Origin of the sequence: Mycobacterium sp. GA-1285 (assembly GCF_001499905.1) — a bacterium.
Taxonomy (GTDB): Bacteria; Actinomycetota; Actinomycetes; order Mycobacteriales; family Mycobacteriaceae; genus Mycobacterium.
On record NZ_LQIS01000026.1, the window covers coordinates 1 to 15908 of the forward strand.

A 15908-nucleotide genomic window follows, 5' to 3' on the forward strand; every position below is an offset into this window, starting at 1 on the left:
ACACAATGTCAGCAGCTCGCGGTGACGGCATCACCTACTCTAACAAGAGCGGACGAATTAATGACTCAGGACACTAGCTGCTAACGCACCCGCAGTTCGGCGATCACTTCGGCGTACAGCCGCGCCTTGATCGCGCCGAACACCGCACCGGCCTTGGCGGCCAAGGCGTCTGCCCGCTCGACCGCCGCGTCGACCACCTGACCTTCCCCGGCGGTGGCCGCGACGATTCCTGCCGCGCGGGCATCCTCGCCGCCGTAGCGGCGCGCGGTGGTCATCGCCTCGTGGGCGGTCGTAATGGGCAGCCGCGATCGGATGAGCGCGTTCATGCCTGCCGTGAACGGGATGCCGAGGTCGACCTCCGGCAGGCAGAAGTAGCCGCGGTCGGCACGCATGACGATTTGGTCATGGGCAAGCGCGAGCATCGCACCGGCGGCGAACGCGTGCCCTTGCACCGCGGCGATGATGGGCGCCGGGAAGGCCAGCACGCGGGCCAACAGCGCGTGCACGTCGGCCAGGTTGGCCTCGGCCGCATCGGGATTGGCCGCCATGAAGTCAAGGTCCAGCCCATTGGAGTAGAACTTGCCGCTGCCCGTGGTGACGACGGCCTTCGGCCCGTCCGCCGCCTCCACCTCGTCGAGTGCGGAGTTGATCGCGGTCAGCCTGTCGGGGTGGAATCGGTTCTCGTCCTCGCCGAGGGTCAACACGAACACCGCGCCGTGCCGTTGTAGGTCAGCCATCAGCCGATTACACCACTTGCTGCAGATCGCGGCGTCGCCCGCGCTCCGACTCGTGTGACCCTGCCGCGACCACCGACATGTCCGGAATCCGACCGGCACGCCGTGCGTTGGTCATCACATGAGCGATCGACCCGTACTCCAGCCCACCGCAGGGCACCCGATCACCGTCGAACACACCGGTGGACGCGTCACCGTCCGGGTGAACGGCGAGATCGTCGCCGACACCGACCGGGCGCTGACGCTGCAGGAATCGACGTACCCGGCCGTCCAGTACATCCCGCTCGGCGACGTCGCCCAAGACAAACTCAAGCCCAGCGATACCCAGACGTACTGCCCCTTCAAGGGCGACGCCGGTTACTACCACGTCGTGACCGAGGCCGGCGCCGTCATCGAGGACGCCGTGTGGACCTACGAGAGGCCCTACCCCGCGGTGAGCGAGATCGCCGGACACGTCGCGTTCTATCCGGACAAGGCAGAGGTGACCGTCCTTCCGGCATGATCCGTCGGCCCGGCATAACCTTGGCCGGTGCCCATCTCGGTCAGCGTCGTCTTCGACGGCCCGGTCAGCCCCACGTTGACCTTGGCGCCGCTGCGGCGTGGCCGAAGGGACCCGTGCTACTACGACGCCCCCGACGGCGCGATCTGGCGGACGAGCCTGTTGCGCAGCGGCCCGGTCACTGCGCGCCTCACCAAATCGGCGGCCGACACCGTCGACTGCGAAGCATGGGGTGAGGGCGCCAGGGAATTCGCCGAGACACTGCCCGCCCAACTCGGCGCGTACGACGACAGCCTCGGCTTCACGCCCACGGAACCGACCATCGCCGCGGCCCATCAACGCGTTCGCCATCTGCGGTTGGGCCGCACCGACCGCGTGCTCGAAGCGCTGATTCCGGCGGTGCTCGAACAGCGGGTTCATGGTAAGGACGCTCGCCGCGCGTGGCGGCTGCTCGTCACCCTGTACGGCGCCCCCGCGCCCGGACCGGCGCCCGCGCACATGCGCGTTCCACCGCCCGGTGAGGTCTGGCGCCGCATTCCGTCGTGGGAGTTCCACCGCGCCAACGTCGATCCCCGCCGTGCGCGCACCGTCGTCGTATGTGCTCAGCGCGCCGACTCCCTGGAACGACTGGGCGCCCGCTCACCGGCCAGGGCGCGCGCGGCGATGGCGTCGCTTCCGGGGGTCGGTGAGTGGACCGCGGCGGAGACGAGTCAGCGCGCGTTCGGTGACGCGGACGCGCTTTCGGTCGGCGACTATCACCTCGCGAAGATGGTCGGGTGGAGCCTGCTGGGCCATCCGATCGACGACCCCGCGATGGTCGAGTTGCTCGAACCGCTTCGCCCTCACCGTCACCGAGCTGTGCGCCTGTTGGAGGTGAGCGGGCTTGCGGTGCTGCCGCGGTTCGGGCCGCGCATGGCGATCCCGAATCTGATCGAGATGTGACGCCTGCGACGCGGTGATTACCTCGCCACATCAGCGGGTAGTCGGACCCACGACACCGTATGCGTGCAAAGGAGCTTCAATGCCTAGATCCAATTACACAGTCCCCGGCATGACCGACAAGGACGCCACGAAGGTCGCCGAACTTCTGCAGAAGCAGCTGAGCCGGTACAACGATCTGCACCTGACACTGAAGCACATTCACTGGAATGTAGTGGGCCCGAACTTCATCGGTGTGCACGAGATGATCGATCCTCAGGTCGAGTTGGTTCGCGGCTATGCCGACGAGGTCGCCGAACGGATCGCTACCCTCGGCTTCTCGCCGAAGGGCACGCCCGGCGCGATCATCGAAGACCGCACCTGGGACGACTACTCGCTGGACCGTGACACGGTGCAGGCTCACCTGGCCGCGCTCGACCTCGTCTACGACGGGATCATCGAGGACACCCGGCAGAACATCGAAGAGGCCGAGGACGCCGACCCGGTGACCGAGGACATCCTGATCGGCCACACCGCCGAACTCGAGAAGTTCCAGTGGTTCGTGCGGGCGCACCTGGAGAACGCGGGTGGCGAGCTCGTCAACAAGGGTGCGAGGACGGAGAAGGCCGCCGCCAGCCAGGCCAAGAAGAAGGCGGGCAAGTAACCGCTGTCCGGCGGAGGTGACCGGCGTCAGCCTGTTTCGCGCTCGGCCTGGGCGGTCTCCCGGTCGAGGCGCTGCGCCCGGTATATCGAGACGTTGGTGCGCGATATCAACATGGAGGCGATTCCCACCGCCACCATTGCGCACGGGATCACCGAGAACGAGCCGGTCATCTCGGCCACCATGATCATCATGGCCAGCGGCGCGTGCGCGACGCTGCCGAAGCAGGCCATCATGCCGACGACGACGAAGGTGGCGGGGCTGTCGGGAATTCCGGGCGCATCGATCAGATCGCCGAGTCGCCACAGTGCTGCGCCGACGAACGCCCCCACCACGACACCGGGCCCGAAGATGCCGCCGGACCCGCCGGTGCCGATCGACAGTGATGTCGCGACGATCTTGGCCAGCGGCATGATCAGCACAATCCACAGCGGTATCGCCATCAAAGTGTCGGTGGCCGTGGCCTTTTGAGCCCAGCCGTAGCCGCTGGCCAGAATCTGCGGGATGCCGAGCGCCAGCAGTCCGACGGCGAGCCCGCCTACGGCGGGTTTGAGCACCTGGTGGCCCGGTAGCCGTCCAGCCAGTGCGACGGTCCCGTAGAAGATCCGCGCGTAGAGGTATCCGACGCCGGCCGCGACGATGCCGAGCACGACGAACCAGACCAGATCCAGGGGGCTGCCGAACCGGTAGTCGGCGGCGACGAACCCGAACAGCGGATCGAAGCCGAGGATCGAACCGAGTACCGAGTAGGCCGTCGCCGAGGTGATGAACCCCGGTATCAAGGCCCGATAGTCGAAGTCCCGGCGGTACACGATCGACGCCGCCAGCACCGCGCCGCCCAGCGGGGCGCCGAAGATCGCCCCGATACCCGAACCGATGCCGAGCGACACCGCGATCCGCCCGTCCTCGTCGGACAGGTTCAGCCAGCGCGTCAGCATGGAGCCGAACCCGGCGGAGATCTGCGCCGCAGGGCCCTCGCGGCCGCCCGAGCCACCCGACCCGATGGTCAAGGCGCTGGCGATGGTCTTGACCACGATGGCTCGTCCCCGGATGGCGCGGGGGTTGGTGTGCACGGCCTCGATCGCGCTGTCGGTGCCGTGCCCTTCGGCCTCCGGTGCGAACCTCGCGACCAGCCACGCCGATACGAGGGCCCCGCCGCCCGCCACCAGCGGGATGGCCCACGGTCGGTCGAAGCCGGCCGAGCCGGGATCGCCGCCGTCGCCGACCGGTTCGGGAATCCGGTAGGCGGCGAGCTCACCGAGCAGGAAGGCGCCCGCATAGTCGAGCGCCAGATAGAACACCACCGCGCCGAGGCCGGCGATGACGCCGATCGCGATCCCGAGAATCAGCCACTTACGGATGTATCCGGAGCGTCGGATGAATCCCCCCAGGCCGCCGTCTTCACGGGTCTCGGCCATGGTCTGAAGATGCTAGCGCGCGTCTCAGCGGTATGCGGTCAGTCTGGCGAGGATCGCCACACCGCCGCCGGGGCCGACGGCTTGCCCCTCGGCGACGCCGGTCCTGCGTCCGACGCGCAAAGCGGTTCCGGCATACCGGGATTCGGGTCCGCTGTGGAAGGGGCGCAGGAAGTTGACCCTCAGCGACGCGGTACGCAACGGCTTGTCGGGACCGTCGGCGTGCAGCGCCGCGGACGCGACCAGTTCCAGCGCCATCGCCGTCACCCCGCCGTGCACGATGCCGATCGCGTTGTTCAGCACGGGGTCCTCGTCCTGCAGCAGAACCCGTCGCGCACCGCCGCTCTCGGCAACGCGGACCGCCATCCGGTCGGCCAGCGTCCCGGGCGGCAGTGGGCCGGACGGGCCGTCGGGGAACGGTGCGAGGTCGGCGGGTGAGTGGATGTAGAACGAGCGCACGGTGGCCGTGGCGAGCACGGTGTCGCGGTGAGTGAGTTCGCACAGCGCCAGCGCGACGTCGCTCTTGGTGCCGAACGGCCGCGCGGTGGCGACCACCGGTACATCCGGTGCGTCCGCGATGATCTCGGCGGCATCGGGATCGGCTTCCAGGGACAGCTCGCTGGACACCGTCCACTCGTCATCGGCGCGGCGCCGGTGGTTGACGAGGCCGCACGCGTGGTCGACGAGCATCGCCATGGGTGCAATGGTCGGGGCGCCGGTCAGCGGATTGACCATGCCGCCCACCGGGATCGAGGCCACGCACTCGTGGGGCATGTCCGTGGACGTCACGATGCCGAACCGGCCCAACGGGGTGTTCAGTGGATGAGACATCGGAATACAGCGTGACCGAAGAAGGCTGGCCATATACCCCTAGGGGGTATAGGATGACCGCCATGACGCATGCCGGCCATGGCGCACATCACCCGGACTCGGCGACGGCCGGTCATTCGGGGCACCACCACCCGCTGGGCCCGGATCAGTCGCACGAGCATCCGGGCGAGCACGGGCACTCGCACGACCACTCGGGCGGGCACGACCACTCGGGTCACGTCGCCGAGTTCCGGCGCCTGTTCTGGACCATGCTCGTGCTCGCCGTCCCCACGGTCGCGCTCTCCGGGATGTTCGCGATGATTCTCGGCTACTCGCTACCCGACATTCCCGGGATCAAATGGGTGTCGCCGGTGCTGGGCACCGTGATGTACGTCTGGGGCGGACGGCCCTTCCTGTCCGGAGCGGTCAGCGAAATCCGTTCCCGCGCACCGGGAATGATGCTGCTGATCAGCCTCGCGATCACGGTGGCGTTCCTGTCGTCCTGGGGAGCCAGCCTCGGTGTGCTGCACCACCAGCTGGACTTCTGGTGGGAACTGGCGCTGCTCATCGTCATCATGCTGCTCGGCCACTGGATCGAGATGCGTTCGCTCGCGCAGACCACGTCCGCGCTCGATTCCCTGGCGGCACTGCTGCCCGACGAGGCCGAGCGCGTCGTCGAGGGCGGCACCGAGACCGTCGCACCGGCGGAACTCCGCGTCGGCGACGTCGTGCTTGTCAGGCCCGGAGGCAACATCCCCGCCGACGGCGAGATCGTCGCCGGCGCCGCGGACGTCGACGAGTCGATGGTCACCGGTGAATCGCGCCCGGTCCGCCGCGAGGTCGGCGACCACGTCGTGGCCGGCACAGTGGCCACCGACTCGGGGCTACGGGTGCGGGTCGGCGCGGTCGGCGACGACACGACGCTCGCAGGTATCCAGCGGTTGGTGACCGAGGCGCAGAACTCGTCGTCGCGGGCCCAGCGCCTCGCGGACCGGGCGGCGGGCTGGTTGTTCTGGTTCGCGCTGTCGGCGGCGATCGTCACCGCGGTGGTGTGGTCGTTCGCGGGAATGCCCGCCGGGGCCGTCGTCAGGACCATCACTGTTCTGGTGATCGCTTGCCCGCACGCGCTCGGACTCGCGATACCGCTGGTGGTCTCGATCGCCACCGAACGCGCCGCCCGCGGCGGGGTTCTGGTCAAGGACCGGCTGGCGCTGGAGAGCATGCGGACCGTCGACGTCGTGCTGTTCGACAAGACCGGCACGCTCACCAAGGGGGAGCCGACGGTCACCGCCGTCGCGCCCGCGCCCGGCCGATCCGCCGAGGACGTGCTGACGTGGGCGGCGGCGGCCGAGGCGTATTCCGAGCACCCGCTCGCCAGCGCGATCGTCGCGGCAGCGCGTGACCGCTCGCTGACGCTGCCGCCGACGACCGATTTCAGCTCGTCGCCGGCGGTCGGCGTCAAGGCCACGGTCGAGGGCCGCAGCGTCCAGGTCGGCGGGCCGCGGATGCTGGCGGAGGCGGGGCTCGGCGAGCTACCCGAAACCGGCCAGTGGCGCGACGAAGGAGCGATCATCCTGCACGTCGCCGTCGACGGTGACGCCGTGGGCGCGATCAAGCTGGCCGACGAGGTCCGACCGGAATCCAGGGAGGTGGTCGAGGCGCTGACGAAACTGGGCGTCGAAGTGGTGATGATCACCGGCGACGCGGAGGCCGTGGCGCGGTCGGTTGCCGCCGACCTGGGAATCGATCGCGTGTTCGCCGGCGTGCGGCCCGAAGACAAGGCGGCAAAGGTGGCCGAGCTGCAGCACGGAGGCCGCAAAGTGGCGATGGTCGGCGACGGGGTCAACGACGCTCCCGCGCTGGCCCAGGCCGATGTCGGCATCGCGATCGGCGCGGGAACCGACGTGGCGATCGCCTCGGCCGGGGTGATTCTGGCAGGGTCGGACCCGCGCTCGGTGTTGTCGGTGCTCCTACTGTCGAGGGCCGCCTACCGCAAGATGAAGCAAAACCTTTGGTGGGCAGCGGGATACAACTTGGTGTCGGTACCGCTCGCGGCGGGAGTGCTGGCACCGGTCGGCTTCATCCTGCCGATGTCCGTCGGCGCGATCTTGATGTCGGCGTCGACCGTCGTGGTGGCGCTCAACGCTCAACTGCTGCGCCGGCTCGACCTCACGCCGGAAGCCAGCCTGAGAGCGGTTTCCTAAGAATCTGGCTAGGCTTTGCGCAAACCGGCACTTAGCGGTCTAAGCTGGGAAAAGCGCCGAAATGGCCCACTCCAGCAAACGCCAGGCGGCGCCGGGAGGGAAGTGTGATGTGTACCTCACCCCGCTGCAGGATGGTTGAAAGCCTTGAAAACCTCAGGGGGCCAACGAAATTGGGCCTCAACCGGGGCGATCACGGGCGTCCGGGCGGCATCGGTCCGGCGGGTTGGTTAGGTGCTCCTAAGTTGGCATGTCACCGGGTGTTTGACATATCGTTTCTCCACTCGAGGCAAGTGGAAAAAGGCCGGCGTTCGATGCTGCACAAAGGCACTCCCTAGCCGGGACCGGCGAAGCGCCGTCGTCTACGGCTGTCAGGCAGAGGCTACGTAACACGTGCAGAAAAGGGTAGGTGGGAATGGCGCCCAGGAAGCAAGGGCTGTACAACCCCGCGTTCGAACGCGACGCATGCGGCGTGGCGATGGTGGCCGATATGCACGGCCGCCGCAGCCGCGACATCGTCGACAAGGCGATCACCGCACTGGTCAACCTCGAGCATCGCGGCGCGCAGGGCGCCGAGCCCAACACCGGCGACGGTGCGGGCATCATGCTGCAGGTTCCCGACGAGTTCCTGCGCGCGGTGGTCGACTTCGACCTCCCGGAGCCGGGTAGCTACGCCACGGGCATCGCGTTCCTGCCGCAGTCGTCGAAGGATGCAGCGGCCGCGTGCGAGGCGGTCGAGAAGATCGCCGAGGCAGAAGGACTCGAGGTCCTGGGCTGGCGCGAGGTACCGACCGACGACTCGCCGCTGGGTGCGCTGGCCCGCGACGCGATGCCCACGTTCCGGCAGGTGTTCCTCTCGGGTGCCTCGGGCATGGAATTGGAGCGTCGCGCGTACGTGGTGCGTAAGCGCGCCGAACACGAGCTGGGCACCAAGGGTCCGGGCCAGGACGGGCCGGGACGCGAAACCGTCTACTTCCCAAGCCTTTCCGGGCAGACCTTCGTCTACAAGGGCATGCTGACCACTCCGCAGCTCAAGGCCTTTTACCTCGACCTGCAGGACGAACGGCTCACCAGCGCGCTGGGCATCGTGCACTCGCGCTTCTCGACCAACACGTTCCCGTCGTGGCCGCTGGCCCACCCGTTCCGGCGCATCGCCCACAACGGCGAGATCAACACCGTCACGGGTAACGAGAACTGGATGCGCGCACGAGAAGCGCTCATCAAGACCGACGTGTTCGGCCCGAATCAGGACCTCGACAAGATCACCCCGGTGTGCACGCCGGGGGCGTCGGACACGGCCAGGTTCGACGAGGTGCTCGAGCTTCTGCATCTGGGCGGACGCAGCCTGCCTCACGCGGTGCTGATGATGATCCCGGAGGCCTGGGAGCGCAACGAGTCGATGGACCCGGCGCGTCGGGCGTTCTACAAGTACCACGCCTCGCTGATGGAGCCGTGGGACGGCCCGGCCTCGATGACCTTCACCGATGGCACGGTGATCGGGGCGGTGCTCGACCGCAACGGCCTTCGGCCGTCGCGGATCTGGGTGACCAGGGACGGTCTGGTGGTCATGGCCTCGGAGGCCGGCGTGCTCGACCTCGATCCGTCGACCGTCGTCAAGAGGATGCGCCTGCAACCCGGCCGCATGTTCCTGGTCGACACCTCCAAGGGCCGCATCGTCTCCGACGAGGAGATCAAGGCCGAACTCGCCGCCGAGCAGCCGTACGGGGAGTGGCTCGACGCCGGCCTGTTCCACCTCGACGAACTCCCGCCCGGCGACTATGTGCGCATGCCCCACCACCGGGTGGTGTTGCGCCAGCAGATCTTCGGTTTCACCTACGAGGAGCTCAACCTGCTGGTCGCGCCGATGGCGCGCACCGGCGCCGAGCCGATCGGCTCGATGGGCACCGACACCCCGATCGCGGTGCTGTCCGCTCGGCCCCGAATGCTCTACGACTATTTCCAGCAGCTGTTCGCCCAGGTGACCAACCCGCCGCTGGACGCCATCCGCGAAGAGGTGGTGACCAGCCTGCAGGGCACGCTCGGGCCCGAGGGTGACCTGCTCAACCCAAACGCCGAGTCGTGCCGCCAGATCGTGCTGCCCCAGCCGATCCTGCGCAACGCCGAACTGTCGAAGCTGATGTGCGTCGACCCCGACCACGAGATCCGCGGCCACAAGCACGGTATGCGCGCGGCGGTGATCCGCTGCCTGTACCCGGTCAACCGTGGCGGCCAGGGCCTCAAGGAGGCACTGGACAAGGTGCGGGCCAAGGTGTCGGACGCGATTCGCGACGGCGCGCGCATCATCGTGCTCTCCGACCGTGAGTCCAACGAGCAGATGGCGCCGATCCCGTCGCTGCTGTCGGTGTCCGCCGTGCACCACCACCTCGTTCGGGAACGCACCCGCACCAAGGTCGGTCTGGTGGTCGAGGCCGGTGACGCCCGCGAGGTGCACCACATGGCCATGCTGTGCGGCTTCGGCGCGGCGGCGATCAACCCGTACATGGCGTTCGAGTCGATCGAGGACATGGTCGAGCGCGGTGTGATCACCGGCATCTCCAGTGATCAAGCCAAGGCCAACTACGTCAAGGCCGCGGGTAAGGGCGTGCTCAAGGTGATGTCGAAGATGGGCATCTCCACGCTGGCCTCCTACACCGGCGCCCAGCTGTTCCAGGCCATCGGCATCAGCCAGCAGGTGCTCGACGAGTACTTCACCGGATTGAGCTGTCCCGTCGGCGGAATCGACCTCGACGACATCGCCGACGACGTCGCCGCGCGGCACTCGTTGGCCTATCTCGACCGGCCCGACGAGTGGGCACACCGCGAACTCGAGGTCGGCGGCGAGTACCAGTGGCGCCGGGAGGGCGAGTACCACCTGTTCAACCCGGACACGGTGTTCAAACTCCAACATTCGACTCGCACCGGGCAGTACGAGATATTCAAGGAATACACCAAACTCGTCGACGACCAGAGCGAGCGGATGGCTTCGCTGCGCGGGCTGCTCAAGTTCCGCGACGGGTTGCGCCCGCCGGTGCCGCTCGACGAGGTGGAGCCGGCCAGCGAGATCGTCAAGCGGTTCTCGACCGGCGCGATGAGCTACGGCTCGATCTCCGCCGAGGCCCACGAGACGTTGGCCATCGCGATGAATCGCCTTGGCGGCCGGTCGAATTCGGGTGAGGGCGGAGAGGACGTCAAACGCTTCGACCACGACGAGAACGGTGACTGGCGCCGCAGCGCGATCAAGCAGGTGGCGTCGGGCCGGTTCGGCGTGACGAGCCACTACCTGAGCAACTGCACCGACATCCAGATCAAGATGGCTCAGGGCGCGAAACCCGGTGAGGGTGGCCAACTTCCGGGTGCCAAGGTGTATCCGTGGGTGGCCGAGGTGCGGCACTCCACACCCGGCGTGGGTCTGATCTCGCCGCCGCCGCACCACGACATCTATTCGATCGAGGATCTGGCTCAGCTCATCCACGACCTCAAGAACGCCAACCCGCAGGCGCGTGTGCACGTCAAGCTGGTCTCCGAGAACGGCGTGGGGACGGTCGCGGCCGGCGTGTCCAAGGCGCACGCCGACGTCGTGCTGATCTCCGGCCACGACGGTGGTACCGGCGCGACGCCGATGACGTCGATGAAGCACGCAGGCGCGCCGTGGGAACTCGGCCTGGCTGAAACTCAGCAGACGTTGCTGCTCAACGGGCTTCGTGACCGCATCGTGGTTCAGGTCGACGGTCAGCTCAAGACCGGCCGCGATGTCGTGGTCGCCGCACTCCTCGGCGCCGAGGAGTTCGGTTTCGCCACCGCGCCGCTGGTGGTGTCGGGCTGCATCATGATGCGCGTCTGCCACCTTGACACCTGCCCCGTCGGCGTCGCGACTCAAAATCCGGTGCTGCGCGAGCGGTTCACCGGTAAGCCCGAATTCGTCGAGAACTTTTTCATGTTCATCGCCGAAGAGGTCCGCGAGATGATGGCGCAGTTGGGCTTCCGCACGGTCAACGAAATGGTCGGCCAGGTGGGGGCGCTGGACACCACAAAGGCAGCCGAGCACTGGAAGGCATACAAGCTGGACCTGGCGCCGGTGCTGCACGAGCCTGAGTCGGCGTTCATGAATCAGGACCTGTACTGCAGTTCGCGTCAGGACCACGGCCTGGACAAGGCACTCGACCAGCAGTTGATCGTGATGTGCCGCGAAGCGCTGGATTCCCAGACGCCGGTGCGCTTCTCGACGACGATCGCCAACGTCAACCGGACGGTCGGCACGATGCTCGGCCACGAAGTGACCAAAGCCTATGGTGGGCAAGGTCTTCCGGACGGCACCATCGACATCACCTTCGACGGTTCGGCAGGCAACAGCTTCGGGGCCTTCGTACCGAAGGGCATCACGCTGCGGGTCTACGGCGATGCCAACGACTATGTCGGCAAGGGTCTTTCGGGCGGACGGATCGTGGTGCGGCCACCGGACAGCGCACCTGAGGACTACGTCGCCGAGGACAACATCATCGCGGGCAACGTGATCCTGTTCGGCGCGACCAGCGGCCAGGCGTTCATCCGCGGTCAGGCCGGTGAACGGTTCGCGGTGCGCAACTCCGGGGCTCACGCGGTGGTCGAAGGGGTGGGCGACCACGGTTGTGAGTACATGACCGGCGGCAAGATCGCGATCCTCGGGCCGACGGGGCGCAACTTCGCCGCGGGCATGTCCGGCGGCATCGCTTACGTCTACGACCCCGACGGTGATCTGCCGGACAACCTCAACGCCGAGATGGTGGAACTGGAGGGCCTCGACGAGGAGGACCTCGAGTGGCTCGCGGGCATGATCCAGGCCCACGTCGACGCCACCGATTCCGCTGTCGGAGCGCACATCCTCGACGACTGGGACAACAACGTGAAGCATTTCACCAAGGTGATGCCCCGCGACTTCAAGCGGGTGCTCGAGGCGATCGCCGAGGCCGAACGGACCGGCGCCAACGTCGATGAGGCGATCATGGCGGCCGCCAGTGGCTGATCCCCGCGGTTTCCTCAAGTACACAGAGCGCGAGACCCCGCAACGGCGGCCCGTGCCGATTCGTCTGCGTGACTGGAAAGAGGTCTACGAGGACTTCTCCCACGACACCCTGCGCCAGCAGGCGACCCGCTGCATGGATTGCGGTATTCCGTTCTGCCACAACGGTTGTCCCCTCGGGAACCTGATCCCCGAGTGGAACGACCTGGTGCGCAACGACCGCTGGCACGATGCCATCGAGCGGCTGCACGCGACGAACAACTTCCCCGAGTTCACCGGCCGGCTGTGCCCTGCGCCGTGCGAGGGATCCTGCGTTCTGGGCATCAACCAGGATCCGGTCACGATCAAGCAGATCGAGGTCGAGATCATCGACAAGGCGTTCGACGAGGGGTGGGTGACACCGCGGCCGCCGGAGGTCACGACCGGAAAGAAGGTCGCCGTCGTCGGCTCCGGCCCCGCCGGGCTGGCCGCCGCCCAGCAGCTGACCCGCGCCGGACACACCGTCACGCTGTTCGAGCGCGACGACCGCATCGGCGGGCTGCTGCGTTACGGCATCCCCGAGTTCAAGATGGAGAAGCGCCACATCGACCGTCGGCTTGAGCAGATGGCGGCCGAGGGCACCGAGTTCCGCACCGGCGTCAACGTCGGTGTCGACATAACAGCGCAGCAGCTACGCAAGGAATTCGATGCGGTGGTGCTGGCCGGCGGCGCGACGGAACGCCGCGACCTGCCCATCCCGGGCCGCGAGCTCGACGGCATCCACCAGGCGATGGAGTACCTGCCGTGGGCCAACCGGGTGCAGCTCGGCGACCCCGTCGCCGACGAGCACGGGCTTCCGCCCATCCACGCGAAGGGCAAGAAGGTCATCATCATCGGTGGCGGCGACACCGGTGCCGACTGCCTGGGCACCGCGCACCGCCAAGGCGCGGCCAGCGTGCATCAGTTCGAGATCATGCCGCGGCCACCGGACACCCGTGCCGATTCGACACCGTGGCCGGTCTACCCGTTGATGTTCCGGGTGTCCTCCGCGCATGAGGAAGGCGGCGAGCGGGTCTACTCGGTCAACACCGAGGAGTTCGTCGGCCGCGACGGACATGTCACCGGGCTGCGTGGCCACGAGGTCACGATGACCGCGGGCAAGTTCGAGAAGGTCGAGGGCACCGAGTTCGAGATGGAAGCCGACCTCGTGCTGCTCGCGATGGGCTTCACCGGTCCCGAGCGCGAAGGCCTGCTGACCGATCTCGGGGTCGAGATCAATGAGCGGGGCAATGTCAGCCGTGACGCCGACTTCGCCTCGTCGGTGCCCGGCGTCTTCGTCGCCGGCGACATGGGACGCGGGCAGTCGCTGATCGTGTGGGCGATCGCGGAAGGTCGCGCCGCCGCGGCGGGCGTGGACCGCTACCTCATGGGGCATTCCGCGCTGCCTGCGCCGATCAAACCGACCGCCGTGCCGCAGCGATGAGCGCTTGCGCGAAGAGCAGAAGGCAGCGATGAGCGCTCGCGCGAAGAGCAGAGGCTAGCAGGCAACTCGGCGCGACACGCCGCGCAATGTGCCGTTTTTGCGGCTGGGCGCGCGACAGTAGTGGCGGTGATCAGCCGCTACCGCACGGGCGGCGCCGGGCTGGAATTCAACCGGCGCAACTTCATCGCGGCTCTGTCGGTCGCCACCGTCGGGGCTGTAGGGCTGAGCCGGTGCGCCGCCGGGGAGCAACCGCGAGTGTCGGGTGTGGCGGCGTCGCAGGTTCCGGCCGCAGCGTCGGCCGGCTTGTTGCCGCCGCCACCGAAGTCGGCGCGGATCGCTCTACCCGCGGGCGGGGTGCTGAGCGTCCTGCCGGGTGAGGGAGATCTGTTGGCGTTGACCGTCGACGACGGGGTGAGCAGCGACGTGGTGCGCGCCTACACGCAATTCGCCAAGGACACCGGAATCCGGCTGACGTACTTCGTCAACGGCATCTACCGGTCCTGGACCGATCACGCCGATTTGTTGCGGCCGCTGGTCGACGACGGGCAGATCCAATTGGCCAACCACACGTGGTCGCACCCGGACCTCACCAAGCTGCCGCTCGTCGACGTGGCCGAGCAGTTCCGGCGCAACCACGACTTCTTGTGGAAGACGTACGGGGTGGATGCACGTCCGTACTTCCGGCCGCCCTACGGCGCGACCAGCCCCCACGTCGACAAGGTGTCGGGCGATCTCGGCTACACCGCCGGCACGTTGTGGTCGGGCTCGCTGGAGGACCACGTGTGGATCCCGCCGGCGGAAGTCGTCCGGATGGCCCACAAACACTTCACCGCGCAGACCATCGTGATCGGCCACCTCAACCACCCGCCGGTCACCGAAGTCTTCGGGCAGTTGGTCGACATCGTCCGAACGCGCAGGCTGCGTACCGTGACCCTGGATGACGTGTTCGTGAGGCCGCCGCGGTAGTCACATCTGTCACTCTAATAACTCTAAAAACATCAGATGATTTGTCGGCGCGCCTAACACAGTTTGCCGGCGGACAGGTTCTAATGACTTCATGGGGGCGCTGCGGTAAGGTTGGGCCCCGGTCAGCTATCGGTTTCGACACAGGAGTCAGTTCCGTGTATGTCAACCCGCTATCCCGGTCTCGGGTGAGCCGAATCGCCTGGTCACTCCTTCGTCATCCGCTGAAGAGCCGCGAGTTCCCCGCCAAGGCGGAGCGTCTCATCACCGCCGACGAGCTTCGTCTGTACGGCGTCTAGCAACTGGCAAGCGCGGACCTCCTCGCGCTGTGCCCCATCGGGCCGCTCGTTTGCCAAATCGTTATATCTTCGTGACTGTCAGAAACGGCGGCTAATCCCCCAGGCCGGATGCGGCGATCGCGTCGGCCAATGGTTCGAGCACCGCGGGGTCGTGCGGCGGCGGCAGATAGATGATCGCCAGGTTCAGGCCTTCCTGTCCCAGGGCCGCGGCTTCGGAAAGGGCCTTGTCGTAGTTGCGGTCAGGGTCCAACCGGACGTGGGCCGAAAGCATGATCTCCGCCGGATCCCGTCCGATGTCGGCACAGTGGCCGGCGAGCACGTCGCGCTTGCGCGCGAACTCCTCCGGCGTTCCGCCGACGAAGTTCCAGTGTTGGGCGTATCGGGCCGTGATCCTCAACGTGCGCTTCTCGCCGTTTCCGCCGATGCAGATCGGCGGATGCGGGCGCTGAGGGCCCTTCGGCTCGTTGCGGGCGTCCGTCAGTTGGTAGAACGTGCCGTCGAACGACGTGGTCTCCTGGCTGAGCAGGTTGGTGAGAACCTCGCACGCCTCCTCGAAACGGTCGAACCGCTCCCGGATCGAACCCAACTGAATTCCGTAAGCCCCCGACTCCTCCTCGTTCCAGCCCGCGCCGATCCCGAGTTCGAGCCGGCCGTCGGACACGATGTCCAACGCCGAGGCCATATTCGCGAGCACCGCGGGGTGGCGGTAGTGGATGCCGGTGACGAGCACACCGACGCGTAACCGCTCGGTCGCCTGCGCGAGCGCGGTGAGCGTCACCCAGCCCTCCAGGCACGGGCCGGTGGAGTCGGAGAAGATCGGGTAGAAGTGGTCGAACGTCCAGCCGGATTCGAATACGTCGATCTGGTCGGCGGCCTTCCACACGGCGAGCATGTCGGCCCAGGTGGTGTTTTGCGGCGATGTCTTGAAAGCGAACCTCACCGAGGCGAGG

At 67.4% G+C, this 15908-nt stretch carries 11 protein-coding genes; 7 read left to right on the top strand and 4 right to left on the bottom strand.

Translation table 11 applies throughout. From position 1 onward, the window contains the following. Positions 1-80 precede the first annotated feature (80 nt). Entirely contained in the window at positions 81-737 is a 657-nt protein-coding gene (locus tag AU193_RS15380) for an enoyl-CoA hydratase-related protein (RefSeq protein WP_064423241.1), read from the bottom strand. 118 nt (positions 738-855) lie between these two features. On the opposite strand from AU193_RS15380, the gene AU193_RS15385 reads away from it, so the two are divergent. The 3 genes from AU193_RS15385 (at position 856) to AU193_RS15395 (ending at position 2815) form a co-directional block, all read left to right on the top strand. Continuing rightward, positions 856-1236, top strand: a complete 381-nt coding sequence (locus AU193_RS15385) for a DUF427 domain-containing protein (protein WP_064423242.1) — start codon at positions 856-858, stop codon at positions 1234-1236. A 27-nt stretch (positions 1237-1263) separates the two neighbouring features. Continuing rightward, positions 1264-2175 (top strand): DNA-3-methyladenine glycosylase, encoded by a 912-nt coding sequence (locus AU193_RS15390; RefSeq protein WP_064423243.1) that lies wholly within the window; start codon positions 1264-1266, stop codon positions 2173-2175. A 79-nt stretch (positions 2176-2254) separates the two neighbouring features. Further along, positions 2255-2815 carry a Dps family protein gene (locus tag AU193_RS15395; protein WP_064423244.1) on the top strand — a complete coding sequence of 187 codons (561 nt, stop codon included), beginning with the start codon at positions 2255-2257 and terminating at the stop codon, positions 2813-2815. Between the two features lie 26 nt (positions 2816-2841). Here AU193_RS15395 and AU193_RS15400 read toward each other — a convergent pair whose 3' ends face one another. Both AU193_RS15400 and AU193_RS15405 read right to left on the bottom strand, forming a co-directional pair. Further along, positions 2842-4230 (bottom strand): chloride channel protein, encoded by a 1389-nt coding sequence (locus AU193_RS15400; RefSeq protein WP_064423245.1) that lies wholly within the window; start codon positions 4228-4230, stop codon positions 2842-2844. A gap of 24 nt (positions 4231-4254) precedes the next feature. Then, positions 4255-5058 (bottom strand): PaaI family thioesterase, encoded by an 804-nt coding sequence (locus AU193_RS15405; RefSeq protein ID WP_064423246.1) that lies wholly within the window; start codon positions 5056-5058, stop codon positions 4255-4257. A gap of 53 nt (positions 5059-5111) precedes the next feature. Here AU193_RS15405 and AU193_RS15410 point away from each other — a divergent pair, with 53 nt between their 5' ends. The 4 genes from AU193_RS15410 (at position 5112) to AU193_RS15425 (ending at position 14662) form a co-directional block, all read left to right on the top strand. Continuing rightward, positions 5112-7241: a heavy metal translocating P-type ATPase gene (locus tag AU193_RS15410; protein WP_253867858.1), complete on the top strand. Its 2130-nt coding sequence runs from the start codon at positions 5112-5114 to the stop codon at positions 7239-7241. A gap of 412 nt (positions 7242-7653) precedes the next feature. Then, positions 7654-12237 (top strand): glutamate synthase large subunit, encoded by a 4584-nt coding sequence (gene gltB / locus AU193_RS15415; protein WP_064423247.1) that lies wholly within the window; start codon positions 7654-7656, stop codon positions 12235-12237. Beyond that, positions 12230-13696 (top strand): glutamate synthase subunit beta, encoded by a 1467-nt coding sequence (locus AU193_RS15420; RefSeq protein WP_064423248.1) that lies wholly within the window; start codon positions 12230-12232, stop codon positions 13694-13696. Before gltB ends, AU193_RS15420 begins: the two co-directional genes overlap by 8 nt. Before the next feature lie 126 nt (positions 13697-13822). Further along, positions 13823-14662 (top strand): polysaccharide deacetylase family protein, encoded by an 840-nt coding sequence (locus tag AU193_RS15425; RefSeq protein ID WP_156425235.1) that lies wholly within the window; start codon positions 13823-13825, stop codon positions 14660-14662. A 387-nt stretch (positions 14663-15049) separates the two neighbouring features. Here the strand turns inward: AU193_RS15425 and AU193_RS15430 are convergent, their stop codons facing one another. Next, positions 15050-15898, bottom strand: coding sequence for an LLM class F420-dependent oxidoreductase (locus AU193_RS15430; protein WP_064423249.1), 849 nt, complete (start codon positions 15896-15898; stop codon positions 15050-15052). Positions 15899-15908 lie beyond the last annotated feature (10 nt).